We start from the raw sequence: 22,846 nt of genomic DNA, 5'->3' as shown, positions 1-22,846 counted from the left end.
GCGAGCAGGCTCGCTCCCACAAGGATCGGGTATGTCCGGTCCCTCCTAAAGCACAACCCCATCAATCCCCACACTGACATTGCCCGGCAGCTCACCACGATGCTCGATCAACCACGCATCCAGCGTATGCCCCACATGGGTCAATACCGCCGACTCAGGTTGCAATTCTTCAATGCACTGCAACGCCAGGTTCAGGTCATTGTGATTACGCGGTGCCAGTGGCTGCGGCGGCATGGAGCAGTCGAGTACCAGCAAGTCCAGTGGCTGACGTTGCAGCCAGGCCTCGGTGGCCGGTGGCAGCCCCACCGTATCGGTCAGGTAGGCGATGCGCCGCCCCTCGCCTTCGAGCAGATAGCCGAAAGTCAGTTTGGAATGCAGCAGTGGCAACGCGGTGACACTCAACGCGTCGAAACAACGGGTTTCAAATGCCTCGAACGGCTGGCTGAAGTCGAGAATCCCCGGATGCTTGTAGAGGTCCGCCAGGCCTTCCGGGTCCGTTGGCCCGTGTACCGGAATCACCAGGCCCTGCCCCCAACGCAGATGCAGCAAACCCTGGGCATGGTCAGCGTGGTAGTGGGTCTGGAAGATGCCGTTGAAACTGCGCGGCGGGAAGCGTTCGGTGAGGTTTGGCAGGCCGCTGTCGATCAGCCAGCGCTGGTCGCCGCATTCGATCAATGCGCAGCAGGGTTGTCGTCGCCAACGTGCCTCGATGCCCGCACGTACACAGGCCTGACATTCACAGCCGTACACCGGCACTTGCCGGGCATCGCCGGTGCCCAGCAGCGTCAGGCGCATGCTGCGGGCTCGTCGAGGCAAGCCAGCAGGCCTTCGACCGTGCGCTCCAGCGGCCCGGAGTTGTCGAGCAGGTGCACTTTCGGGTCTTCGGCGAGCAGGCGTTCGCCGAAGCGGGCATTGCGCGCCAGCCGCTGATCGATCTCGGCCACGGACTCACGCCCCCGCGCCAGCAGGCGCTGGCGCAGCACGGCCTCGTTCACAGTCAGCAACACCACGAGCACGGTGGGATAGCGTTCGCGGGTTTGCGGCAGATGCCCGCGTGAGCCATTGACCAGCACGTCGTCCCCTGCCGCCAGCCAATCGTCGATCTCCCGAGGGATGCCATAGGCCAGGCCATTGGCCTGCCAGCTCAGGGCAAATGCGCCCTGGGCCTGCATCTCGCTGAACTGTTGCATGCTGACACCCAGTGCCGCTTCCCCCACGGCTTCCGCCGAACGAGTGATGACCCGCCGCACGATACGGCAGCCGCGCTCGGCCAGCCGCGTGCGTGCGGCATCCAGCAGGCTGTCCTTGCCCGAACCGGAAGGCCCGATGAGATAGATCAACCTGCCTGACATCAAAACACCCTCTTCGCTTGTCGCCATACTTGCTGGATCACCGGCAATCCATCCTGACTGCGTGCCTGCACCAGATCGGCGCGCAGGCCCGGGGCGATTTCGCCGCGATCACTCAGTCCTGCGGCATGGGCCGGGGCCAGGCTGACCATGCGCATCGCTTCGGGCAGGCCGATCCGCTCGCTCTGCGCCGCCAGTGCAAAGGCGGCCTGCAACAGGCTCGCCGGGTAGTAGTCACTGGACAAGATGTCCAGCAGCCCTTCTGCCGCCAGGTCTGCGGCCGCCACGTTACCCGAGTGCGAACCGCCGCGCACGATGTTCGGCGCACCCATCAACACTTTCATATTCCATTCCTTGCAACCGCGCGCCGCTTCGACCGTGGTCGGGAACTCGGCGATGGTCATGCCGTAGCGCGCCGATTCCTCGACGTGGGCCAGCGTCGCATCGTCATGACTGGCCACCGACAGGCCGAGCGCCAGGCAATGCTCGACAATCGCCGCCCGATAGCGGTCGCTGTACTCGCGAGAGTTGGCCATTTGCAAGGTAATGAATTCGTCCATCTGCGTGGTCGTCAGGTGATATTTGCCCATGTAGTACTCACGGTACTTGGACTCCAGCACGAATTGGCGCTGACCCGGCGAATGGTCCATCACCGACACCAGTTGCACCAGCGGATGCTCCACCAGATCGCGGAACACGCTCAGGGTATCCGGGTGGCACAGCTCGCAGCGCAGGTGCAGCCGGTGCTCGGCGCGCGTCAGCCCGGCATCGGAAGCGCTGGAGATCGCTTCGAGCATCGCCGGCAGTTTCTGCATGCGGTTGCCCTTGGGATTCACGTCGCCGATGGACACCGCGTCGAACACCGTGGTGATGCCGGCCGCGACGATCTGTGCATCGTGGCTGAGCACCGCCGAACGCGAAGGCCAGTCCACGCCGGGGCGCGGGGTCATGTGTTTTTCCAGGTTGTCGGTGTGCAGCTCGACAAGGCCCGGCAGCAGGTAATCGCCGTTGAGGTCCTGGGCCTGGGGCAAGCGGCTCGGGCCTTCGGCCACATCAGCGATCACGCCATCGCGCAGCAGTACGGTGCCGTAGAACACGCGGTCAGCGGTGACCAGTTGGGCATTGCTGAGGATCTGTTCAACGGGCATCGGCGTATTCCTCTTGGTTCACTGCGGCAGGCGTCATGTCGAGATGGCGGTCGGCAACCGCCTCGCGGGCAACGCGGTCGTGGAAAATGCCGATCAGCGCTGCACCGGCTTGCTTGGCTTCGTTCATCAGCTCCAGCACCACCTGACGGTTGTTGTCGTCGAGTGAGGCCGTCGGCTCGTCAAGCAACATCACCGGCCACGCCACCATGAAGCCACGGGCGATGTTGACCCGCTGCTGTTCGCCACCAGAGAAGGTGCCGGGTGCCAGTTGCCACAGGCGTTGCGGAATGTTCAGGCGAGTGAGCAGCAGTTCGGCCCGGGATTGCGCCAGGTGTCTGGACCAGCCACGGGCCAGGGCCGGCTCCATCACCACGTCCAGGCAGGCGACTCGCGGTATCACCCGCAGGAACTGGCTGACATAACCCAAGGTACGCTGGCGCACCTGGAGAATGTCCCGGGGCTCGGCGCCCACCAGCTCCAGCCACTGGCCGTCGTGCTGAACGCGAATGCTGCCGCCTGCCGGCAGGTAGTTGCCATACAGGGTGCGCAGCAAGGTGCTTTTACCGGCACCGGACTGGCCGTGCAGCACCAGGCATTCGCCGCCCGCCACGCTGAAATCCACACCGCGCAGCACGTTGAGGACCACGCCGTTCTGCTGATGCAGGGTGAAGGTTTTCGAGAGGTCACGGACCTCGATCAAGGTATTCATCATGGCTGCAACACCGAAGACACCAGCAGTTGAGAGTAAGGATGCTGCGGATCGTCGAGGATCTGGTCGGTCAGCCCGGTTTCTACCACCCGCGAGCGACGCATCACCATCAGGCGATCCGCCAGCAGCCGCGCCACCGCCAGATCATGGGTGACGATCACCACCGCCAGATCCAGCTCGCGCACCAGCCCGCGCAAGAGGTCGAGCAAGCGCGCCTGCACCGACACATCGAGGCCGCCTGTAGGCTCGTCCATGAACACCAGGCGCGGGCTCGACACCAGGTTGCGGGCGATTTGCAGGCGCTGTTGCATGCCGCCGGAAAAGGTCCGGGGCAAGTCGTCGATGCGCTGCGGATCGATTTCCACCTGGCTCAACCAGTCCAGACCCGCCCCACGCAGTTGCTGGTAATTGCGTACGCCTTGGGCCATCAAGCGCTCGCCGATGTTGGCGCCGGCTGAAACACCCATGCGCAAACCATCTCGCGGGTTCTGTTCGACGAAGCCCCATTCGGTGCGCAGCAAGGTACGGCGTTCGGCTTCGCTGGCGCTGTACAGGTCTAGCCATCGGCCCTGCTTGTCGCGGTAACCGATGCGACCGTTTTGTGGCGGCAGACGCCCGCTGAGCAGCGAAAGCAAGGTCGATTTACCGGAACCGGACTCGCCGACAATCCCCAGCACTTCGCCGGGATAAAGGTCGAAGCTGACGTCCTGACAGCCCTTCTCCGGGCCGTACAACAGCGACAGGTCACGTACTTGCAGCAAGGGTTCGGTGGACACCGACAGATCGTTTTTCAGCGCCTGGTTCATTGGCCCTGCTCCTGCTGGCTGACGCGCTGGGCGCAGTAATAGGTGTCGGAACAGACGAAGCTCTGGGTGCCGGCGTCGTCGAGGATCAGCTCGTCGAGGAACGACTCATGGCTGCCGCAAATGGCGCAGCACTCGTCCCATTGCTGGGCTTCGAAGGGGTGGTCCTCGAAGTCGAGGCTGACGACTTTGGTGTACGGCGGTACCGCGTACAGGCGCTTCTCGCGGCCGGCGCCGAACAACATCAGCGCCGGGCTCATGTCGAGTTTCGGGTTGTCGAATTTGGGGATCGGCGAGGGGTCCATCACGTAGCGTTCATCGACCATCACCGGGTAGGCGTAGGCGGTGGCGATGTGGCCGAAGGTGGCGATGTCCTCGTAAAGTTTGACGTGCATGACCCCGTAATCGTTGAGGGCGTGCATGGTCCGGGTCTCAGTTTCCGACGGTTCGATAAAGCGCAACGGCTCGGGGATCGGCACTTGGTAAACCATGATCTGATCGGCGTGCAGCGGCGTTTCCGGGATGCGGTGGCGGGTCTGGATCACCGTCGCGTCCGGGGTGATTTCGGTAGTCGCGACGCCGGCGGTGCGGGCGAAGAAGCGGCGGATCGACACGGCGTTGGTGGTGTCGTCGGCGCCCTGGTCGATGACCTTGAGCACGTCATCGTCGCCAAGAATTGCCGCGGTCAATTGCATGCCGCCGGTGCCCCAGCCGTAAGGCAACGGCATCTCGCGACCGCCGAACGGCACCTGATAGCCGGGGATCGCCACGGCCTTGAGCAAGGCGCGACGGATCATGCGTTTGGTCTGTTCATCGAGGTAGGCGAAGTTGTACGCCGCGTCGCGCACGGGTGCCTGAATCAAGTCATTCATGGTTGCTGCCCTCGGCAGGCTTGCGCAGTTTGCGGATCAGTTCCAGTTCGGCCTGGAAGTCCACGTAGTGAGGCAGTTTGAGGTGCGAGACGAAACCGGCGGCCTCGACGTTGTCGCAGTGCATCAGCACGAATTCTTCCTGCTGCGCCGGGGACTCGATCTCTTCGTTGAACTCCTTGGCGCGCAGTGCGCGGTCGACCAGCGCCATGCCCATGGCCTTGCGCTCGGCATGTCCGAAGGCCAGGCCATAGCCGCGGGTGAACTGCGCCAGCTCCGTGGCCGAGCCGACGAACTGGTTGACCATCTCGCACTCGGTGACTTCGATGCTGCCCAGGCAGATCGGGAAACCCAGCTCTTCAGGATCGATCCACACCTCGACATCACCGATGCGGATTTCCCCGGCGAACGGGTGGTTGCGGCCATAACCGCGCTGGGTCGAATAACCCAGCGCCAGCAGAAATCCTTCATCGCCACGGGCCAGCGCTTGCAAGCGTTCGGCGCGGCTGGCGGGTAATTCCAGCGGGTCGCGGGTGATGTCGGCGACGGTTTCGTTGTTGTCGGACTCGTTCTTGATCAGCCCTTCCTTGGCCAGCAGACCGAGAACACGCGGGCAGGCTTCAAGGCAGGCATTCGGGGTGGTTTGCGGCCCCGGGTATTCACCTTCGGCCAGCAGGGCAAAGTCGAGCAGACGATGGGTGTAATCGAAGGTCGGCCCCAACAGTTGCCCGCCGGGCACGTCCTTGAAGGTGGCGGACAAACGGCGGTTGAGCAGCATATTCGACGTGTCGATCGGCAGGCTCGGGCTGAAGCGCGGCAACGTGGTGCGATAGGCGCGCAGCAGGAAGATCGCTTCCACCAGATCCCCCGCCGCCTGCTTGATCGCCAGCGCCGCGAGCTCTTCGTCGTACAGCGAGCCTTCACTCATCACCCGCGCCACCGCCAACGGCAGTTGCTGGCGGATCTGTTCAACGCTCAATTCAGCGACCGAGGTATCGCCCCGGCGCTTTTTCGCCAGCAGACGGTGGGCGTTGTCGATGGCCTGTTCGCCACCCTTGACGGCTACGTACATCAGACACGCTCCTGTGTGATGCGAGTGCTGCGCGGCAGGCCGATCAGGTCATGGTCGGCGGTAAAAAACAGATCCAGCCCACGGGGGAATTCGTTGCGCCGTTCACGTTCACGCCAGAAGCCATCGGTCACCGGCAACGTGACGGCGTGTTCGGTTTCAATCCCCGGCCCGCGCCAACTCACCCCTGCCCCGCCAGCGAGGCTGGGCAACTGAACCAGCAAAGTGCAGGACTGATCGGGGTAGCGATCGTTGCCGTGATCGAAGCCGCTGAGGTCTTGCAGGTCGTCGGCGGCGAGCAAGGCAAAGCGCGCCTCTTCACGATGGACGGTCAGCGGGCAGCCACAGTGGAACGCCAGATTGGCGCGGATCAGCGGCGTGTCGAACGACGGCGCCAGCCACAGCGGCGTGTCCACATCCAGCAGCGCCAGGCACAAGGCGTAGGTCGCAGGCATAAGACCTTCCAGGCTCGGCGTGGCGTGCAGGGTCTGGATCAGACCAGGACCTGCCAATGCCTTGAGTGCCGCGCGAAAGCCGCGCTGGGCATCCAGCACCGGCTCGGCGAACGCCGGTTGCAACAACTGTGCGCTCATCAGTTTTCTCCTCGCACGAGGGTGAAGAATTCGACTTTGGTGGCAGCGGTGTCCGCCTCTTTTTGCGCGCGACGTTCGGCCTGGGACTGGGCCAGCGGCGTGATCACCTGGTCGAGCCAATGGCGCTGCTGCGCGCCTTGCAAATGTGCGTCGGCGAGCGCCGCCAGTTCGGCGTGGACCTTGTCGCGGCCCGCCAGGTAGCTGTAGCCGGTACGGCCATCGGCCAGGCGCACCACGCAACGGGTCACGCTCATTTCGCCGACATTGAATGGCGCGCCGTTGCCGCCCATGCGGCCACGCACCAGAGTCATGCCGATTTCCGGGGCGCGGATCAGTTGGTATTCAACATCCCGCAGCGCCGCTTCGTGGGGCTGCAATTCGCTGCGACGGGCGCGGGCCAGCACGCCGATCCAATGCTGGCGCGCAGTGTGAGAAGCAGGGTTCATCGGTTGGTTCTCCATCAGGTGACGACCTGGTACTGGAAGCGATCCGAACGGCTGGTGGACTGCGCGAGCTCCACCGCACGGCCGTCGCGATCACGGGAAAGGGTGAACACACTCAGCGCCGGCAAGTGCCGGGGCATCATCAGCAGCGCGGCTTCTTCGCGGTTGGGCAAGCGGGCGCCGATCAGGCTCTGGGTGCGTGTCAGCGGCAGATCGCGTTCACTGAGGTACTGGCGCAGCGAGCCACCGGTGTAGTCCGCCAGCAACGGTGCGTGGCTGGCGCAGTAGCGATGGCGGATCAGGCTGACCGGTTGCCCGTCGAGCTTGCGCAGGGTCTGCAATTCGATCATCGGCGCCATTTCGGCAAGGCCCAGATGCTCGGCCTCTTCACGGCTGGCGAAGCAGTAACGGCGCTTGAGCAGCAGCGCCTCGACCCCCAGACCCTGCGCCGACAACGACTGGCTGTAGGCACTGTCGGCAGCCATCGGATAAATCAGCGGGCGCTCCAGCACCTGGGTGCCCTTGCCCTGGCGGCGCAGCAGGCTGCCTTCGAACACCAGTTCATCGATGGCGCGACGCAGGGTGTGGCGGTTGACACCGAAGCGTTCGGCCAGTTGAACCTCGGCTGGCAGGAAGTCTCCAGCGCGGTAGTCCGCCAGTTCCCGGCGCAGGATGTCGGCCAGTTCGCGGTACACCGGTTCGTCTTGTCTAGACAACTGCATGCTTAAAAAAAGCGCCCTGGGGCACCCCTCCGAAGATCAGATGAACTGCTTGCGCAGGCGTTGCGACAGGATGTCGATCAGGCTGACGACGACGATGATCACCAGCAGCACGGCGCAGGTTTGAACGAACTGAAAGGCGCGGATGTTCTCCCAGAGAATCACGCCGATGCCGCCGGCACCCACCATCCCCACCACCGTCGCCGAACGCACGTTGGCTTCGAAGCGGTACAGCGCATACGAAACCCACAGCGGCATCACTTGTGGAATCACACCGTAGATCACCTCTTGCAAGGCGCTGGCACCGGTGGCGCGAACGCCTTCGACGGGACCTGGATCAATCGCTTCCACCGCTTCGGCGAACAGCTTGGCGAGTACGCCGGTGGTGCTGATCCACAGCGCCAGGACACCGGCGAACGGCCCGAGCCCCACCGCCACCACGAACAACATGGCAAAGACCATTTCGTTGATCGAACGGAAGGCGTCCATCACCCGGCGCAGCGGTTGGTGAATCCACCAGGGGGTGATGTTTTCCGAGCAGAGAATGCCCAGCGGCACCGAGCAGACAATCGCCAGCACCGTGCCCCAGAGGGCGATTTGTACGGTGACGATCATTTCCTTGAGGTAGGCGCGCCATTCATGGAAGTCCGGCGGGAAGAAATCCGCGGCGAAGGTCGCCATGTTTCCCGAATCGCGGTACAGCGCCATCGGGTTCATTTCGGCGCCGTGCCAGGCCCAGGCCAGCAGGACCAGGAACAGCCCCCAACCGGCGTATTGCGGCCAGGTACGCTTGCCGACAGCTTCAGCGTGCAGAGTGGTCATAAGGGTTCTCTAAAATTTTCCTGAAGCATTTGCTGATGCAAAACCTGCGGGGAAACCTGTGGGAGCGAGCCTGCTCGCGAAGGCGGCGGCACATGCACCATCGACTTCGTCTGACCCACCGCTTTCGCGAGCAGGCTCACTCCCACAGTTGAGTTGCGGTGGATCAGCCGGCAGTGGCGGCAGTCTTTTTGTCGGTCTTCTCGAGCAAGGTGATGCGCTCTTGCAGCTTGGCCAGTTCGGCGTCGATCTCAGCCAACTTCTTGGCCTTGTCCGCCGCTTCGAGCTTGGTGTCGGCATTGATCGTGGTGCGCTGCTTGAACAGCTCAAGCTGACGGATCGGCAGCAGTTGGTCGTCGCTGGATTTCAGGAACTTGCCCAGTTGCATGCCTGCGAGCACGGCTTTCTCGGAATCGGTGTCGCCGTAGCTGAAGATGAAATCGCGGATCTTCTGCTTCTCGCTGTCACTCAGGGCTTTGCTCCACACCAGCGGGTCGGCGGGGATCAGCGGCGATTTCCAGATCACCTTGAGCATCGCCGCCTTGTCCGGCTGGGTGACTTCCAGGCGATCCCAGCTTTCGGTGTTGAAGGTCGCCACGTCCAGTTGCCCCTTGGCCACGCTCAAGGCGTTGACCTCATGGCTGGAGTTGAGGGTGCGTTTGAACGCGGTGGCCGCATCGACGTTGTTCTTGGCGAACACGTAGTAGCCCGGCACCAGATAACCCGAGGTGGAGTTCGGGTCGCCGTTGCCGAAGGTCAGGTTCTTGGCGTTTTTCAGCATGTCGTCGACCGAGTTGATCGGGCTGTCCTTGCGCGCGATCAACACGCTCCAGTAGCCGGCGGCGCCACTGGCGGCCGCAGTCTGGGCGAAGACTTCGCCGTTGGAACGGTCCACCGCTTCGATGGCGGCCTTGTTGCCCAACCAGGCGACGTCAACTTTGTTGAAGCGCATGCCCTGGATCAGACCGGCATAGTCGGAGGCGAAGGTGGCGTTGATCTTCAAGCCGGTTTTTTTCTGCATGTCATCGAGAAACGGCTGCCAGATACTCTTGAGGTTCTGTGACGACTCGGTGGACATGATGCCGAAGTTGATGGCTTTTTCTTCTGCCTGGGCGGTACCCAGCACACAGCTGGCGAGCAGTGCTGCGCCAGCAAAAACGCGACCGATACGGTTCAACATGGAAAGGCTTCCTGAGGGTGAACGGTTGGGAATCGAGGGGTGTTTACGCGCGCGCCAATACCAGCCGGGGCGCGGCTTCGGCGGTGCGAATCTGGTCGGAACACATCAGGCTGGTGTCGATATCGGCACCGTACAAATCATTGAGGAACTGACTGCTCAGCTCGGCGGCGCGGCCATCGAAATGAATGCGTCCGCCCTTGAGCGCCACGGCACGCGGGCAATAGCGCGTGGCGTAGTCGACTTGATGCAAGGTGACGACCACGGTCTTGCCGTCCCGGCGGTTGATGTCAGCGAGGATCTCCATGACCTTGCGCGCCGACTCCGGGTCGAGGGAGGCAATCGGCTCATCCGCCAGAATCACTTCGGCACGCTGGGTCAACGCCCGGGCAATCGCCACGCGTTGCTGCTGGCCGCCGGACAGGGTCGAGGCGCGCTGCGCCGCCAGATCGGCCAGGCCGACGCGGTCCAGGGACTCCAGGGCGAACTGTTTTTCCTCGGCATTGAACAGGCACAAATTGCCGCGCCAGCGTGGCATGCGGCCCAGGCAACCGAGCAGTACGTTGTCGAGTACGCTCAGGCGATTGACCAGGTTGAACTGTTGGAAGATGTAGCCGATATCGGCCCGCAAGCGCCGCACCTTGCCATTGAGCCGTCCGCTGGCTTGCACTTCCCGCCCCAGCACCTTGACGCTTCCGCCGTTGTTGCGGTCGCAACAGGCCAGGCCCGCGAGGTGGCGCAGCAAGGTGGACTTGCCGGAGCCGGACGCGCCGATCAGCGCGACCATCTCACCGGACGCGATGGTCAGCTCGAGGTCGACCAGTGCGGTTTTACGCGCAAAGGTCTTGTTCAGATGATCGACATGGATAGCTGCGTTCATGGGCTTCTCTGTCTGGTTGCACGGCCGTCCATGGCCGTATTTGAGTTCAACCGACTTTAGGCACGGGGCATGTCAGCCCTATGACTCGCACATGTCGCTGGATTAACTATTTGATGAAGGTTTTGTGAAAGGTTGAGACTGTAGGAGCGAGCCTGCTCGCGATGAACGTCCGGACAACGCGGGCATTCAGGCAGCACGCGTCATCGTTGACCTCCATCGCGAGCAGGTTCGCTCCTACAGGGAAACGCGCGCTCGCAATCGCGGCGCTACAAAATCAAGAAATGCACGCAGCTTCAGTGGCAACGGGGTTTGCCCCTTGTGCACGAGGCTGACCGGCAATGGCAATGACTCGAAAGGTTGGAGTACCACCTGCAGAGCGTCTTTGCTCAGGGCGTCCGCGACCTGATAGGACAACACCCGTATCACGCCGACCCCGAGCATCGCCGCATCGATGGCCGCTTCCGCCGTATTGACGGCCAACCGCGAACGAACCCGCACGGACGTCTGCGATTTGCCCGCCTCGAACACCCAGGCGCCGACAGACTCAAGGACCTCGAAGGTAATGCAGGCGTGTTCGGCCAGATCCGCAGGCCGGGTGGGCACGCCATGGGTCGCCAGGTAGTCCGGGCTTGCGCAGACTACGCGGCGCACCGCTCCCACCTGCGTGGCCATGAGGGAGCTGTCGGGTAACTCGCCAATGCGCACCGCGGCGTCGCAGTGTTCTTCCATCAGATGCACCACGCGATCGGTGAGCATCAGGTTGATCTCGATCTCGGGATAGTGCGCGAGAAATTCGGCGACCACCGGCACCAGATGCAGGCGCCCGAACACCACCGGTGCCGTAATCACCAGCTCACCTTTGGGCGAGGCGTATTCGCCGGTCGCCATGCGCTCGGCTTCTCCGATGTCCTCAAGAATGCGCCGACACGCCGCCACATAAGAAGCGCCGGCTTCGGTCAGCGACAGTTGCCGGGTGGTGCGATGCAGCAAGCGGGTATTGAGGTGCGATTCCAGCTCCGCCACTTTGCGGCTGACGGTGGCCAGCGGCATGCCAAGCCTGCGCGCGGCGCCCGACAGACTGCCAGCATCGACCACCGCGATCAGGACAGACATGGATTCAAGACGGTTCATGGCGCTCTATCAAAATATGGAAGGATGATTCCCGATCCTAGGGGATTATCCCCATTTATGCGAATGCGTAAGGTGGGGCACTCCACTCCCGCGCGCGATATCCCGTCGCACCTGCCGGAAGCCAACCCTGAAGGAGAGTGCCGTGAGCGCCCTGCCCCTATCCTCCGAAAGCACAACAGCACCCGCGCTGGCGTCACGCGGCAAGATCATCATGATGGCGATCATCGCTGGCGCGGTGATCACCAACATTTACTGCACCCAACCGATCCTGCCGTTGATTGCGTCGGATCTGGGCCTGGACCTGACGACTGTCGATCTGGTGGCCGGCGCGGCGCTGCTGGGTTTCGCCACCGGGCTGGCGCTGCTGCTGCCCATGGGCGACCGTTTTGATCGGCGCAAACTGGTGCTCGGGCAGATTGCCCTGGCCTTCTGCTTCGCCATTGCCGCAGCCGTCTCGCCCAGTGTCGGTACGTTGATTGCCGCGTCCTTCGGCCTCGGCATCGTCAGTTGCGTGCCCCAGCAGTTGGTGCCTTTCGCTGCGGTCATGTCAAAGCCCAGCGAACGTGGGCGCAACGTCGGCACGGTGGTCAGCGGCATCATGGTCGGCATCCTGCTCGGGCGCACCATTGCCGGTGTGGTGGGTGAGACCTGGGGTTGGCGTGCGGTGTATGGCGTGGAAGCGGCGTTCATGATTCCGGTGTGGTTCGCTGCGGCTGCGCTGCTGCCACAAGGCGTGCCGAGTACCAACCTGTCCTACCCGCGCCTGCTCGCATCACTGTGGCCACTGATGCGTGACAATGCGCCGATTCGCCAGTCGATGATCGTTCAGGCGCTGTTGTGGGCCTGCTTCAATGCGTTTTGGGTGAACCTGGCGGCGCTGCTGGCCCACGGTCCCTGGCAGTTGAACAGTGCCTGGGCAGGCGGCTTCGGCATCATCGGCGCCGCCGGTGCGCTGGCTGCGTCGCTCGGCGGTCGCGCTACCGACCGGTTAGGCTCGCGCAGTGTTATCGGCGCCAGTATCGGTATTGTCACGCTGGCCTACCTGCTGCTTTCCGGTGCGCAAACCTCGATGGCATTGTTGGTGCTCGGCGTGATCGTGCTGGATATCGGTGTGCAGTCGGGACTGGTGTCTAATCAGACTCGCGCGTTTGCGGTTGATCCGAAAGCACAGGGCCGCATCAATAGCCTTTACATGACGGCGACGTTCTTTGGTGGGGCGGTGGGTGCGGCGGTCAGCGGTTGGTTGATGACGCGCTATGGTTGGTCGGGGATTGTGGTCTTTGGTGTGGTGCTGGGGCTCATTGCGCTGGCCATCCACTGGATCGGCGCGCCTCGCCAGGCAGCCGCAAAGTCGACCTGATTTTTGACCTGCCTGTGATCCCCTGTGGGAGCGAGCCTGCTCGCGATGGACGTCAACGATAACGCGCCCTATCTGAATGACCGCGTTGTCTGGACGTTTTTCGCGAGCAGGCTCGCTCCCACAATGGGATCGGAAACAGGTCCGAACTCAGGTCGGCTCATAGGCCGCCTCGCCAGCAAGCCGGCTCCTACAGACATCTGCTGCAAGCAAGGTTGAGCGGTGTTTCTGTGCCCACAAAAAAGGCGACCCTCGAAGGTCGCCTTTTGCGTTACTGCCCGAACTGTCGCCCCAGACCGCCCGGCACGCCGTGAATATCGGTCTCTTCCCACGGTCCTTTCGGGCTGATCGAACGGCTCCAGCCGTTATCCCAGCGGTAATAGGTACGCTGGCGATAGAAGGTGTTGGGCTGATCGTCGAGCACATAGACACCCAGTTTCGGGTCCCAATGGCTGTTGCCCCCCGGTGGCGGCGCAAAGCTGGCGGAGGTGCGCGGCAGCGGTTTAGCGGGCTTGGCCGGGATGCCCGGTTTGCTCGGACTGGGCGAGGTGGACGGCGTGGGTTTGGGCTGCGAAGGCGGAATCGGCGGCAGGTGCGTCGACTCGGGCTGTTGGACCGCACAAGCGCTCAGCCCCAAAACAACGCTGAGCAAAGTGATACGAGCAATGGCGGTCATGGTGGCGTTTCCTGTCATTTGTCCGGGCTGTCGATGGTCAGTGTTTGCGGCGCGGTGGTGCTGCTGGCCAGTGGCTGGCTGCGACCGATCCACTCACCTGCTGTCGGTTTGCCAGCACGGGAGATGCGCGCAACCAGTTGGACTTCAGGAAAGTTCGACAGTTTCAATTGCGGCATCATCGCATCGGCATCGCCCAGTTCGACGGTTGCCGGCAGATCGGCCACGGTCAGGCGCTTGGCCGCCAGGGGTGCAGGTGGGCCGGAAGTGGCGCGGGCGAAAATGAACACGCTGTCACCGGGCTGGACCTTGGCCTTGAGGTCGGCCGCCAGATCCACCTGGACCTTGAGCAACGCGCCCGCCTTGGCCACCGGTGCCGGGGCCACTTTGCCACCACTGGCCAACAGTTTTTCGGTAGCACGGGCTATACCGCCCTGCAGTGCGATGCGGGATTGGTCTTCCGGTGGCAATTGTTCCAGCAGGCGATTCCAGTAATCGATCGCCTCCTGATAACGCTGGCCTTCGAACGCTGCGATACCCAGCAGGCCGAGGCTGGTGACTTCCTTGGGATCGGCTTTCAACGCTTCATCGGTCAGTGCCTGAGTCTTTTCCGACCACTGCTTGCCATCGGCGAAGTACTGGGCCTGGGCCCATTGTCCCAACAGTTCAGGCTGGCGCCCGGCCAGGTTGACGGTTTTTTCGAAGACCTTCGCCGCGTCGGCGGGACGATCCTGAGTCATGTAGGTGCGTCCCAGGAAGTACAGGGCCTCGGCGGAATCCGGCTGCGCCGCGACCGCACGCTCCAGGCGCCGGGTCATCTCTTCCATCGACTGTGGCGCCTGGGCGAATTCCCGGGTCAACTCGACTTTGTCACTGGCACCAAAATGCAGGTACAACCCCAGGCCCAGCACCGGGACGAGGATCGCCGCCAGCAACGGCGCCGGCTTGCCCAGTCGCGATACCCTCGGCGCAGCAACGCCTTCGGTATCGGCAAGCAACTCACGGGCGGCTTCGGCGCGACCGGCGTCCATTTGCGCAGCATCGAGAACGCCTTCTTCCTGCTGAGTCTGCAACTCAGCCACGCGTTCCTGATACAGCGCCACGTTCAGGGCAGTACGATCCTCTTCGAGCTGGGCGCGACGACTGCGCAGAACAGGGATCAGCAGAAAACTCAGGGCCACCAGAAGCAGCAAACCTGCAGCGAGCCAGAAATCAATCATTCTTGGTTTTTATCCAACAGGTGGTCGAGGCGCTCGCGCTCCTCGGCAGAAAGCGAGCCCGGGGTGCTGGCGCGTTGTACGCGACGGCGGCGGACAATCACCGCGATGATCACAAAACCGCCCAGCAGCAGGCCGGCGGGACCGAACCAGAGCAATGCGGTCTTGGCATTGAGGGCCGGTTTGTAACGGACGAAATCACCGTAGCGATCGACCATGAAGTCGATGATCTGCTGGTTGTCCTTGCCCTCGCCGAGCATGCGGTAAATCTCTTTGCGCAGGTCGGCGGCAATGGGCGCATTGGAGTCGGCGATGTCCTGATTCTGACACTTGGGGCAACGCAGCTCCTTGGTCAATTCGCGAAAACGCTCGCGATCACCTTCCTTGGCAAACTCATAGGTATCGATGGCCGCATGCGCCACCCCGGCCATGCTCAAGCCCAGCACGACAGCAGCGAGCCAGCGCTTCATGGCTTGACCTCATCGACCAGTGCCTGATATTTGGCCGCCAGTTTTTCACGCCAGACCTGTTCGTCGATCACCCCGACGAACTTGTCGCGGATGATGCCCTTGGCGTCGATGAAGAAGGTTTCCGGTGCGCCGTACACGCCGAGGTTCAGGCCCAGGGTGCCTTGATCGTCGCGGATGTCCAGTTGATACGGGTTGTGAAATTCGTTCAGCCACTTCAAGGCGGCGGCGTTGACGTCCTTGTAGTTGATGCCGTAGATCAGCACGCCTCTTTCGGCCAGCTTGTTCAGTACCGGGTGCTCGACCCGGCAGGAAATGCACCAGGTCCCCCAGACGTTGACCAGCGCCGGTTTGCCGAGGATGTCGGCGCGGGCCAGGGTCTTGTCGCCCTGCACTGCCGGCAGGGAAAACTCGGGGAACGGTTTGCCGATCATCGCCGAAGGCAACTCGGACGGGTCCAGGTACAGACCGCGATACAGGAAAACAGCGACCACCAGAAAAATCGCCAGTGGCAACAGCATCAACCATCGTTTCATGCAGTGGCTCCACTCATGCCCAGTGCTTCACGCACACGGCTTTTCACCTTGACCCGATAGCGTCGATCCAGCGCCGCCAGCACCCCGCCCAGACCGGTGAGCAAGCCACCGAACCAGATCCAGCGCACGAACGGCTTGACGTGCACCCGCACCGCCCAGGCGCCATCGCCCAGCGGTTCGCCCAGGGCAACGTAGAGGTCACGGGTGAACCCGGCGTCGATCCCGGCCTCGGTCATCACCGAGTTTTGCACGGTATAGAGGCGTTTTTCCGGGTGCAGCACGCTGACTTCCTTGCCATCGCGGATCACCCGGATGGTGCCCTTGTCGGAGGTGAAGTTCGGGCCTTCGAAGTGCTTGGCGCCTTCGAACACGAAGTGGTAACCGGCCAGGTCCATGGACTCACCCGGTGCCAGGCGCAGATCGCGCTCCGCACTGTTCTGGCTCGACAGCACCACGCCCAGGGCGCAGACCGCGATGCCCAGGTGCGCGAGCTGCATGCCCCAGTAGCTGCGGGTCAGGGTCGGCAGACCTTTGATCAGGCCTTTGTGGCGAGTCTTGTCGAAGATGTCGCGCACGCCGGCCAGCAACACCCAGGCGGCGAGCAGGAAGGTAGCGAGCACCGCCCAGTTGAAATCGCCGTAAGCGACGCCGGCCACTACCGCCATGGCGACACTGCCCAGCAATACCGGGGTCAGCATGCTCGCCAGCCATTTCACCGGGGTGTCTTTCCAGCGCACGATCACGCCGACCGCCATCACCAGCATCAGCAACGCCATCAACGGAATGAACAGCGCGTTGAAGTATGGCGGGCCCACCGACAGCTTGGCGCCGGTCATCGCATCGAGAATCAGCGGGTACAAGGTGCCGAGCAGGATCATCGAAGCCGCCACCACCAGCACCAGGTTATTGCCCAGCAGCAGGGTTTCCCGGGACCAGAGGTTGAAGCCGACCTGGCTCTTGACCACCGGCGCGCGCAGGGCGAACAGCGTCAACGATCCGCCCACCACAAACAGCAGGAAAATCAGGATGAACACCCCGCGCTCGGGGTCGGAGGCGAAAGCGTGAACCGAGGTCAGCACGCCGGAACGCACGAGGAATGTGCCCAGCAGGCTCAACGAGAACGCGGCAATGGCCAGCAACACGGTCCAGCTCTTGAACACGCCACGTTTTTCCGTGACCGCCAGCGAGTGAATCAGCGCAGTGCCCACCAGCCATGGCATGAAGGAAGCGTTTTCCACCGGGTCCCAGAACCACCAGCCGCCCCAGCCGAGTTCGTAATAGGCCCACCATGAGCCAAGGGTGATACCGATGCCGAGGAAGGCCCAGGCGACGATGGTCCATGGGCGCGACCAGCGTGCCCATGCCGCATCCAGGCGTCCCCCCATCAGCGCGGCGATGGCGAAGGCGAATGCCACCGAGAAACCGACATACCCCATGTACAGCATCGGCGGGTGCACGATCAGGCCGATGTCTTGCAGCAGCGGATTGAGATCAGCGCCATCGCTGGGTATTTGCGGCAGGATACGTTTGAACGGGTTGGAAGTGAGAATCAGGAACAGCAGGAAACCGGTGCTGATCATGCCCATCACTGCCAGCACCCGTGCCAGCATCACCTGCGGCAACTGGCGGGAGAACACCGACACCGCAAAAGTCCAGCCACCGAGGATCAGAGCCCAGAGCAGCAGCGAACCTTCGTGGGCGCCCCACACGGCGCTGAACTTGTAGTACCACGGCAAGGCACTGTTGGAGTTGCTGGCCACATAAGCGACGGAGAAATCGTCGGTCATGAACGCATAAGTCAGAACACCGAAAGCGAACAGCAGAAAGGCAAACTGGCCCCAGGCTGCCGGCTGGGCCAGGCTCATCCACAAACGGTCACCGCGCCAGGCACCGAGCAACGGCACCACGGCCTGAACCAGCGCAAAGCACAGCGCCAGAATCATGGCCAGATGGCCAAGCTCTGGAATGAAAATGCCGGAAGTCATGGATCAACCCTCCTTAGCGGGTGTTGGGGCGGATTGACCACTGTCTTTCAACGCCTTGGTCACTTCCGGGGGCATGTACTTCTCGTCGTGCTTGGCCAGCACTTCATCGGCCACCACCACGCCATCGGCATTGAGCTTGCCCAGGGCGACGATGCCCTGCCCTTCGCGGAACAGGTCCGGAAGGATGCCGCGATAGGTGATGGTCACGGACTTGTTGAAGTCGGTGACAATGAACTTCACGTCCAGCGAATCACTGGAACGTTGCAACGAACCTTTCTCGACCATGCCGCCGGCGCGAATACGCGTGTCCTGCGGGGCCTCGCCGTTGGCGATCTGCGTCGGCGTGTAAAACAGATTGATGTTTTGCTGCAGGGCGCTCAGGGCCAGGCCAACGGCAGCGCCGACCCCGACCAGAATCGCAAGAATGATGGTAAGACGCTTTTTACGCAGCGGATTCACTTGCCGTTCTCCCGGCGCAGACGACGCGCCTCTTGTTGCAAATAACGCTTGCGGGCCAGGATCGGCGCCGCCACGTTGAGGGCCAGCACCACCAGGCAGATGCCGTAGGCCGACCAGACATACAGGCCGTGATGGCCCATGGCGATGAAGTCGCCGAATGACGCAAAACTCATCGAGCGACCTCCAGGCTGTTCTGTACTTCGGCCTTGACCCAGCTGGCTCGCGCCTCGCGCTTGAGCACTTCCAGGCGCATGCGCAATAGCAACACCGCGCCGAAGAAACAGTAGAAGCCCAGCGCCGTCAGCAGCAGCGGCAGCCACATTTCGGCAGGCATCGCCGGCTTTTCGGTGAGGGTGAAGGTCGCGCCCTGGTGCAGGGTGTTCCACCACTCCACCGAGTATTTGATGATCGGGATATTGATCACGCCGACAATCGCCAACACCGCGCAAGCCTTGGCCGCGCTGTCACGATTGCTGATGGCGTTGCCCAGCGCAATGAGACCGAAGTACAGGAACAGCAGGATCAGCATAGACGTGAGTCGTGCATCCCAGACCCACCACGAGCCCCAGGTCGGTTTGCCCCAGATCGCCCCGGTGACCAGCGCCACGGCGGTCATCCAGGCACCGATGGGGGCCGCGCATTGCAGGGCGACATCGGCCAGTTTCATTTTCCACACCAGCCCGACGACACCGCACACGGCCAGCATCACGTAGATGGACTGCGCCAGCATGGCCGCCGGAACGTGAATATAGATGATGCGAAAGCTGTTGCCCTGCTGGTAGTCGGGTGGCGCGAAGGCCAGACCCCAGACCACGCCAATGCCGATCAGCAGCAACGCCGCCATGCTCAGCCACGGCAACAGTTTGCCGCTGATGCCGTAGAACCACTTGGGTGAGCCGAGCTTATGAAACCAGGTCCAGTTCATTACTGTTTCCAATCACGGTTGCTGCCCGTTATCACGAGGCAGCCAAAGGGTCTTTACTGGTCAATTTTTAACCAGACCTCATTATTCGCCGACGCTGATCTTCAGGCCAGCGGCTATTGCAAAGGGTGTCAGGGTTATCGCCAGGGCGGTCAGGCTACCCAGCCACAACAGATAACCGGTCGCCGGCATGCCCTGCAAGGCCGCCTGCAAGGCGCCACTGCCAAGAATCAACACCGGGATGTACAACGGCAATATCAGCAGAGCAAGCAACAGGCCACCGCGCTTCAAACCGACGGTCAACGCCGCGCCCACCGCACCGAGCAGGCTCAGCACCGGTGTACCGAGCAATAAGGAAAGCAGCAACACCGGCAGACAGGCGGCAGGCAAACCGAGCATCAACGCCAGCAAGGGAGCGAGCAAAACCAGTGCCAGGCCGGAAAACGACCAGTGTGCCAGCACCTTGGCCAGAACCAGAAGAGGCAGGGGGTGCGGCGAAAGGACCCACTGTTCCAGCGATCCGTCTTCGAAATCACTGCGGAAAAGCCCGTCCAGCGAGAGTAAAACCGATAAAAGGGCCGCCACCCAGACCAGTCCCGGGGACAAGGTTTGCAACAATTGAGACTCGGGGCCCACCGCCAGCGGAAACAGCGAAACGACAATGGCAAAAAACACCAACGGGTTCGCCAGTTCCGCGGGGCGGCGGAACAACAGACGGGCCTCACGGGCGACCAACAGGCCGAACACACTCATACGGCCCATTTCCCCAGATCAATGTCGCGATAGCCAGCCGGCATGCGGCTCAGCGTGTGGTGAGTGGTCAATACCACCATGCCGCCGCGTTCGCAGTGGCCGGCCAGGTGCTCCTCCAACTGCGCCACGCCTTGCTTGTCCAGCGCGGTGAAGGGCTCATCGAGAATCCACAGCGGCGGGCTGTCCAGATATAAACGCGCCAAGGCGACACGGCGCTGCTGGCCAGCGGACAGGGTATGGCAGGGAACATCTTCGAAACCACGCAACCCGACCGCCGCCAGGGCCTGCCAGATCGCTTCATGGGAGGCCGGCTGATGCAGGGCACAGAGCCAGCTCAGGTTCTCCTCCGGCGTCAGCAAGTCCTTGATCCCCGCCGCATGGCCGATCCACAGCAGGTTGCGCGCCAGCTCCGTGCGCTGTTCGTTGAGTGGCTGACCATTGAGCAACACTTGACCGGCCGTCGGGTGCATCAGCCCCGAAAGCAGGCGCAACAGGCTGGTCTTGCCACTGCCATTGGGGCCGCTGATTTGTACCATTTCGCCACTGGCCAGTCTCAAATCGAGATTTTCGAAGAGCAGCCGGAGGTCTCGCTCACAGGCAAGGGCAACGGTTTGCAGGACAGGACTGGTCAAGGGTTCACGGGCCTTATCGGTTCAAGTCGGCTCTGGCGCGGCCGTTAAAGAGAAGCAGAATAGATGTATTGGCAACCCGAGCGAGAGACTTGCGTCAAATAATTGCAATGTTTCGGGCGCCCTGTATACAACCGCGCGGCATTATACATGCCATTTCCTACTCCAAAGAGCGCATTTTCCCAAGGTTGTGACCGCGTATGACAGGCGAAATCAACATCCTCCCGCTACCGCAGACCACCCCGGCGGCCACGCGCCCGCTGGCGATCAGTGGCGAGTTGCTGAAGCTGCTGACGCCCATCGAGGGCCTGATCACCACCGGCCAGACTGCCAGGGCCGAAGTGCTGTCGCTCAAGCAGGCGGATCAGACTTTTCAGCTATTGTTGAAGGTCACTCTGGAAAGCGGGCGCCAGACCACAGTCCAGGCCACCAGCAACCTGCCGTTGGCCCAGGGCACCAGCATCGCCGTCACCCAGCCTTCGGCGGGCAATCTGGCCATTACCGTGCAACAGGCCCTCGCCTCCAGCGTTGCCACCCTCACCCGCCTCGACACCGCGCAACTGCCGGTCGGCACGCTGTTACAGGGCAAAGTGCTGACCTCCCAGGTGTTGCCGCAAGTACCGGGGCAACCGACGGTGTTTCGCTCGATGGTCAGCCTGCTCAATACCGCCCTGAGCGGCAGCACCTTGAGCATCGACAGCCCGCAGCCGTTGCGTATCGGCACCTTGCTCAGCGCCCGGGTGCAGGACACCCAGACCTTGAAGTTCGTGCCCTTGAGCAACCGCCAGGACCAATTGGCGGTGACCCAGCAACTGGTCAGTCAATCCAGCCGTCAGGGTTCGCTGAATGGCTTGCTCACGCTGTTGCAAAACCTGCCACCATCGGACCAAACCCCCAGCGACTTGCGCGCGGCTGTGGACAGGCTGCTTGCCGGCCTGCCGGACGTCCAGCAACTGAGCACACCCAAAGGCCTGGCGCAGGCGCTGGCCAACAGTGGCGCCTTCCTCGAAACCAAACTGCTGACCGGTCAAAACCCCACGCTCGCGCCCGACATGAAAGCCGATCTGCTCAAATTGATTGCGCAACTGACACCGGGGCTGCCGGCCAGTACCAATCTGAGTGCGATCATCGCCGCCAACACCCTGGCCCAGGCCATGCCGAGCTTCGTGCGCAATGCCCTGGGCATGCTCGGACAGGTCAGCGCCAAACCCTCACCGACCGACTTCCCGCTGCCCGAGCGCCTGTTGCAAAGCGCCGAAGGCGAAGACGACCTCGAACACTTGCTGCGTCTGGCGGCGGCAGCGGTTTCACGCTTGCAGAGCCATCAACTGTCTAGCCTGGAGCAGAGCGGCGTCACCAGTGATGGTCGCCTGATGAGCACTTGGCAACTGGAAATCCCGATGCGCAACCTGCAAGACATCGTGCCATTGCAGATCAAATTCCAGCGCGAAGAAACGCCAGAGAAAGAACAGCAACATGAACGTCGCGACGAGCAAGAGCCCAGGCAACAACTGTGGCGCGTCGAGCTGGCGTTCGACATGGAGCCGCTGGGGCCGATGCAGATTCAGGCACAGCTGATCAAGGGCAGCCTGTCCAGCCAGTTGTGGGCCGAACGGCCGTACACCGCCAGCCTGATCGAAAACAATCTGGCGGCATTGCGCCAACGCCTGCTGGCATCGGGCCTGAACGTCGGTGATCTCGATTGCCATCACGGCAAACCACCCCAAGGCCCGCAAACCCGTCTTGAACAACGCTGGGTCGACGAAACCGCATGAAAAACCCCAACGCCCCACGCCAGGCCATCGCCCTCCAATACGACGGCAGCCACGCCCCTACCCTTACCGCCAAGGGTGATGAAGAACTGGCCGAGGAAATCCTGCGGATTGCCCGCGACTACGAAGTGCCGATCTACGAAAACGCCGAGTTGGTGAAGCTGCTGGCGCGCATGGAGCTGGGGGACAGTATTCCGGAGGAGTTGTACCGCACGATCGCGGAGATCATTGCGTTTGCGTGGAATTTGAAGGGCAAGTTTCCGGCGGGGCAGGATCCGGATGCGCCGGTGCTTGAGAAGGACATTACCGAGCGTGGTACGGACTATTGATACCTGGACGGATTGTCCGCTTATCGCAACTGTCAGAA

27 protein-coding genes are annotated in these 22,846 nt (G+C 62.4%); 3 read left to right on the top strand and 24 right to left on the bottom strand.

All coding sequences use genetic code 11. The features are described 5' to 3' along the window. Positions 1-45: 45 nt before the first annotated feature. The 14 genes from phnP to BJ917_RS27650 form a co-directional block, all read right to left on the bottom strand. Positions 46-795: a phosphonate metabolism protein PhnP gene (gene phnP / locus BJ917_RS27720; RefSeq protein WP_121105605.1), complete on the bottom strand. Its 750-nt coding sequence runs from the start codon at positions 793-795 to the stop codon at positions 46-48. Continuing rightward, complete coding sequence (gene phnN, locus BJ917_RS27715) at positions 786-1,352, bottom strand: phosphonate metabolism protein/1,5-bisphosphokinase (PRPP-forming) PhnN (protein ID WP_121105603.1); 567 nt, start codon at positions 1,350-1,352, stop codon at positions 786-788. Before phnN ends, phnP begins: the two co-directional genes overlap by 10 nt. Beyond that, entirely contained in the window at positions 1,352-2,497 is a 1,146-nt protein-coding gene (locus BJ917_RS27710) for an alpha-D-ribose 1-methylphosphonate 5-triphosphate diphosphatase (RefSeq protein ID WP_096509607.1), read from the bottom strand. Before BJ917_RS27710 ends, phnN begins: the two co-directional genes overlap by 1 nt. Further along, a complete protein-coding gene (phnL, locus tag BJ917_RS27705) occupies positions 2,487-3,206 on the bottom strand; it encodes a phosphonate C-P lyase system protein PhnL (protein WP_096509606.1) in 720 nt (239 codons plus the stop codon). The genes BJ917_RS27710 and phnL overlap by 11 nt, the downstream gene beginning before the upstream one ends. Further along, a complete protein-coding gene (phnK, locus tag BJ917_RS27700) occupies positions 3,206-4,012 on the bottom strand; it encodes a phosphonate C-P lyase system protein PhnK (RefSeq protein WP_096509605.1) in 807 nt (268 codons plus the stop codon). Before phnK ends, phnL begins: the two co-directional genes overlap by 1 nt. Beyond that, on the bottom strand, positions 4,009-4,881 hold the full coding sequence (locus BJ917_RS27695; protein ID WP_096509604.1) for an alpha-D-ribose 1-methylphosphonate 5-phosphate C-P-lyase PhnJ: 873 nt from the start codon (positions 4,879-4,881) through the stop codon (positions 4,009-4,011). The genes phnK and BJ917_RS27695 overlap by 4 nt, the downstream gene beginning before the upstream one ends. Then, entirely contained in the window at positions 4,874-5,950 is a 1,077-nt protein-coding gene (locus BJ917_RS27690; protein WP_121105601.1) for a carbon-phosphorus lyase complex subunit PhnI, read from the bottom strand. Before BJ917_RS27690 ends, BJ917_RS27695 begins: the two co-directional genes overlap by 8 nt. Next, positions 5,950-6,540, bottom strand: a complete 591-nt coding sequence (phnH, locus tag BJ917_RS27685; RefSeq protein WP_121105599.1) for a phosphonate C-P lyase system protein PhnH — start codon at positions 6,538-6,540, stop codon at positions 5,950-5,952. The genes BJ917_RS27690 and phnH overlap by 1 nt, the downstream gene beginning before the upstream one ends. After that, positions 6,540-6,986, bottom strand: a complete 447-nt coding sequence (gene phnG / locus BJ917_RS27680) for a phosphonate C-P lyase system protein PhnG (RefSeq protein WP_121105597.1) — start codon at positions 6,984-6,986, stop codon at positions 6,540-6,542. The genes phnH and phnG overlap by 1 nt, the downstream gene beginning before the upstream one ends. A 14-nt stretch (positions 6,987-7,000) precedes the next feature. Beyond that, positions 7,001-7,705, bottom strand: a complete 705-nt coding sequence (gene phnF / locus BJ917_RS27675) for a phosphonate metabolism transcriptional regulator PhnF (protein WP_121105595.1) — start codon at positions 7,703-7,705, stop codon at positions 7,001-7,003. Between the two features lie 36 nt (positions 7,706-7,741). Then, positions 7,742-8,524: a phosphonate ABC transporter, permease protein PhnE gene (gene phnE / locus BJ917_RS27670; RefSeq protein ID WP_034146313.1), complete on the bottom strand. Its 783-nt coding sequence runs from the start codon at positions 8,522-8,524 to the stop codon at positions 7,742-7,744. Positions 8,525-8,687: 163 nt separating this feature from the next. Then, positions 8,688-9,701, bottom strand: a complete 1,014-nt coding sequence (phnD, locus tag BJ917_RS27660; protein ID WP_121105593.1) for a phosphonate ABC transporter substrate-binding protein — start codon at positions 9,699-9,701, stop codon at positions 8,688-8,690. A 43-nt stretch (positions 9,702-9,744) separates the two neighbouring features. Beyond that, on the bottom strand, positions 9,745-10,578 hold the full coding sequence (phnC, locus tag BJ917_RS27655) for a phosphonate ABC transporter ATP-binding protein (RefSeq protein ID WP_096509598.1): 834 nt from the start codon (positions 10,576-10,578) through the stop codon (positions 9,745-9,747). Between the two features lie 234 nt (positions 10,579-10,812). Continuing rightward, positions 10,813-11,709 (bottom strand): LysR family transcriptional regulator, encoded by an 897-nt coding sequence (locus BJ917_RS27650; RefSeq protein WP_096509597.1) that lies wholly within the window; start codon positions 11,707-11,709, stop codon positions 10,813-10,815. Between the two features lie 142 nt (positions 11,710-11,851). Here BJ917_RS27650 and BJ917_RS27645 point away from each other — a divergent pair, with 142 nt between their 5' ends. Continuing rightward, complete coding sequence (locus BJ917_RS27645; protein ID WP_256658580.1) at positions 11,852-13,069, top strand: MFS transporter; 1,218 nt, start codon at positions 11,852-11,854, stop codon at positions 13,067-13,069. Between the two features lie 268 nt (positions 13,070-13,337). Here BJ917_RS27645 and BJ917_RS27635 read toward each other — a convergent pair whose 3' ends face one another. From BJ917_RS27635 to ccmA, 10 genes are all read right to left on the bottom strand, one after another. Further along, complete coding sequence (locus tag BJ917_RS27635; RefSeq protein WP_096509596.1) at positions 13,338-13,742, bottom strand: hypothetical protein; 405 nt, start codon at positions 13,740-13,742, stop codon at positions 13,338-13,340. 14 nt (positions 13,743-13,756) lie between these two features. Then, positions 13,757-14,959, bottom strand: a complete 1,203-nt coding sequence (gene ccmI, locus BJ917_RS27630; RefSeq protein WP_096509595.1) for a c-type cytochrome biogenesis protein CcmI — start codon at positions 14,957-14,959, stop codon at positions 13,757-13,759. Further along, positions 14,956-15,426, bottom strand: a complete 471-nt coding sequence (locus BJ917_RS27625; RefSeq protein WP_121105589.1) for a cytochrome c-type biogenesis protein — start codon at positions 15,424-15,426, stop codon at positions 14,956-14,958. Before BJ917_RS27625 ends, ccmI begins: the two co-directional genes overlap by 4 nt. Beyond that, the gene (locus BJ917_RS27620) at positions 15,423-15,959 is read right to left on the bottom strand and encodes a DsbE family thiol:disulfide interchange protein (protein ID WP_121105587.1); all 537 of its coding nucleotides are present in this window, start codon (positions 15,957-15,959) and stop codon (positions 15,423-15,425) included. The genes BJ917_RS27625 and BJ917_RS27620 overlap by 4 nt, the downstream gene beginning before the upstream one ends. Further along, entirely contained in the window at positions 15,956-17,944 is a 1,989-nt protein-coding gene (locus BJ917_RS27615; RefSeq protein WP_096509592.1) for a heme lyase CcmF/NrfE family subunit, read from the bottom strand. Before BJ917_RS27615 ends, BJ917_RS27620 begins: the two co-directional genes overlap by 4 nt. A 3-nt stretch (positions 17,945-17,947) precedes the next feature. Continuing rightward, positions 17,948-18,403 carry a cytochrome c maturation protein CcmE gene (ccmE, locus tag BJ917_RS27610; RefSeq protein WP_096509591.1) on the bottom strand — a complete coding sequence of 152 codons (456 nt, stop codon included), beginning with the start codon at positions 18,401-18,403 and terminating at the stop codon, positions 17,948-17,950. Beyond that, positions 18,400-18,576 (bottom strand): heme exporter protein CcmD, encoded by a 177-nt coding sequence (gene ccmD, locus BJ917_RS27605; RefSeq protein ID WP_057398391.1) that lies wholly within the window; start codon positions 18,574-18,576, stop codon positions 18,400-18,402. The genes ccmE and ccmD overlap by 4 nt, the downstream gene beginning before the upstream one ends. Beyond that, positions 18,573-19,328, bottom strand: a complete 756-nt coding sequence (locus BJ917_RS27600) for a heme ABC transporter permease (RefSeq protein ID WP_096509590.1) — start codon at positions 19,326-19,328, stop codon at positions 18,573-18,575. The genes ccmD and BJ917_RS27600 overlap by 4 nt, the downstream gene beginning before the upstream one ends. Before the next feature lie 81 nt (positions 19,329-19,409). Beyond that, a complete protein-coding gene (ccmB, locus tag BJ917_RS27595) occupies positions 19,410-20,078 on the bottom strand; it encodes a heme exporter protein CcmB (protein ID WP_096515229.1) in 669 nt (222 codons plus the stop codon). Continuing rightward, positions 20,075-20,710 (bottom strand): cytochrome c biogenesis heme-transporting ATPase CcmA, encoded by a 636-nt coding sequence (gene ccmA / locus BJ917_RS27590; protein WP_096509589.1) that lies wholly within the window; start codon positions 20,708-20,710, stop codon positions 20,075-20,077. The genes ccmB and ccmA overlap by 4 nt, the downstream gene beginning before the upstream one ends. Positions 20,711-20,907: 197 nt before the next feature. On the opposite strand from ccmA, the gene BJ917_RS27585 reads away from it, so the two are divergent. Together BJ917_RS27585 and BJ917_RS27580 are read left to right on the top strand one after the other, a co-directional pair. After that, positions 20,908-22,482: a flagellar hook-length control protein FliK gene (locus BJ917_RS27585; RefSeq protein WP_121105585.1), complete on the top strand. Its 1,575-nt coding sequence runs from the start codon at positions 20,908-20,910 to the stop codon at positions 22,480-22,482. Then, positions 22,479-22,808: an EscU/YscU/HrcU family type III secretion system export apparatus switch protein gene (locus tag BJ917_RS27580; protein WP_121105583.1), complete on the top strand. Its 330-nt coding sequence runs from the start codon at positions 22,479-22,481 to the stop codon at positions 22,806-22,808. The genes BJ917_RS27585 and BJ917_RS27580 overlap by 4 nt, the downstream gene beginning before the upstream one ends. The last annotated feature ends 38 nt before the right edge of the window (positions 22,809-22,846 follow it).

Source organism: Pseudomonas sp. WPR_5_2, from assembly GCF_003634475.1.
Classification (GTDB): Bacteria; Pseudomonadota; Gammaproteobacteria; order Pseudomonadales; family Pseudomonadaceae; genus Aquipseudomonas; species Aquipseudomonas izuensis.
Note: the sequence above shows the minus strand (reverse complement) of the source record. Positions and strands in the feature narration are given on the sequence as shown.

Excerpts from the sequence above, each read along its gene's own strand:
- phnF (WP_121105595.1), bottom strand. The coding sequence starts at position 7,705 with ATGCAGTTGTCTAGACAAGACGAACCGGTGTACCGCGAACTGGCCGAC.
- BJ917_RS27650 (WP_096509597.1), bottom strand. The coding sequence starts at position 11,709 with ATGAACCGTCTTGAATCCATGTCTGTCCTGATCGCGGTGGTCGATGCT.
- BJ917_RS27580 (WP_121105583.1), top strand. The coding sequence starts at position 22,479 with ATGAAAAACCCCAACGCCCCACGCCAGGCCATCGCCCTCCAATACGAC.
- phnE (WP_034146313.1), bottom strand. The coding sequence starts at position 8,524 with ATGACCACTCTGCACGCTGAAGCTGTCGGCAAGCGTACCTGGCCGCAA.
- BJ917_RS27615 (WP_096509592.1), bottom strand. The coding sequence starts at position 17,944 with ATGACTTCCGGCATTTTCATTCCAGAGCTTGGCCATCTGGCCATGATT.
- ccmI (WP_096509595.1), bottom strand. The coding sequence starts at position 14,959 with ATGATTGATTTCTGGCTCGCTGCAGGTTTGCTGCTTCTGGTGGCCCTG.
- BJ917_RS27585 (WP_121105585.1), top strand. The coding sequence starts at position 20,908 with ATGACAGGCGAAATCAACATCCTCCCGCTACCGCAGACCACCCCGGCG.
- phnL (WP_096509606.1), bottom strand. The coding sequence starts at position 3,206 with ATGAATACCTTGATCGAGGTCCGTGACCTCTCGAAAACCTTCACCCTG.
- phnD (WP_121105593.1), bottom strand. The coding sequence starts at position 9,701 with ATGTTGAACCGTATCGGTCGCGTTTTTGCTGGCGCAGCACTGCTCGCC.
- phnC (WP_096509598.1), bottom strand. The coding sequence starts at position 10,578 with ATGAACGCAGCTATCCATGTCGATCATCTGAACAAGACCTTTGCGCGT.
- BJ917_RS27635 (WP_096509596.1), bottom strand. The coding sequence starts at position 13,742 with ATGACCGCCATTGCTCGTATCACTTTGCTCAGCGTTGTTTTGGGGCTG.
- phnH (WP_121105599.1), bottom strand. The coding sequence starts at position 6,540 with ATGAGCGCACAGTTGTTGCAACCGGCGTTCGCCGAGCCGGTGCTGGAT.
- BJ917_RS27710 (WP_096509607.1), bottom strand. The coding sequence starts at position 2,497 with ATGCCCGTTGAACAGATCCTCAGCAATGCCCAACTGGTCACCGCTGAC.
- BJ917_RS27690 (WP_121105601.1), bottom strand. The coding sequence starts at position 5,950 with ATGTACGTAGCCGTCAAGGGTGGCGAACAGGCCATCGACAACGCCCAC.
- BJ917_RS27620 (WP_121105587.1), bottom strand. The coding sequence starts at position 15,959 with ATGAAACGATGGTTGATGCTGTTGCCACTGGCGATTTTTCTGGTGGTC.
- ccmB (WP_096515229.1), bottom strand. The coding sequence starts at position 20,078 with ATGAGTGTGTTCGGCCTGTTGGTCGCCCGTGAGGCCCGTCTGTTGTTC.
- phnN (WP_121105603.1), bottom strand. The coding sequence starts at position 1,352 with ATGTCAGGCAGGTTGATCTATCTCATCGGGCCTTCCGGTTCGGGCAAG.
- phnG (WP_121105597.1), bottom strand. The coding sequence starts at position 6,986 with ATGAACCCTGCTTCTCACACTGCGCGCCAGCATTGGATCGGCGTGCTG.
- phnK (WP_096509605.1), bottom strand. The coding sequence starts at position 4,012 with ATGAACCAGGCGCTGAAAAACGATCTGTCGGTGTCCACCGAACCCTTG.
- phnP (WP_121105605.1), bottom strand. The coding sequence starts at position 795 with ATGCGCCTGACGCTGCTGGGCACCGGCGATGCCCGGCAAGTGCCGGTG.
- BJ917_RS27600 (WP_096509590.1), bottom strand. The coding sequence starts at position 19,328 with ATGAACTGGACCTGGTTTCATAAGCTCGGCTCACCCAAGTGGTTCTAC.
- BJ917_RS27625 (WP_121105589.1), bottom strand. The coding sequence starts at position 15,426 with ATGAAGCGCTGGCTCGCTGCTGTCGTGCTGGGCTTGAGCATGGCCGGG.
- ccmD (WP_057398391.1), bottom strand. The coding sequence starts at position 18,576 with ATGAGTTTTGCGTCATTCGGCGACTTCATCGCCATGGGCCATCACGGC.
- BJ917_RS27695 (WP_096509604.1), bottom strand. The coding sequence starts at position 4,881 with ATGAATGACTTGATTCAGGCACCCGTGCGCGACGCGGCGTACAACTTC.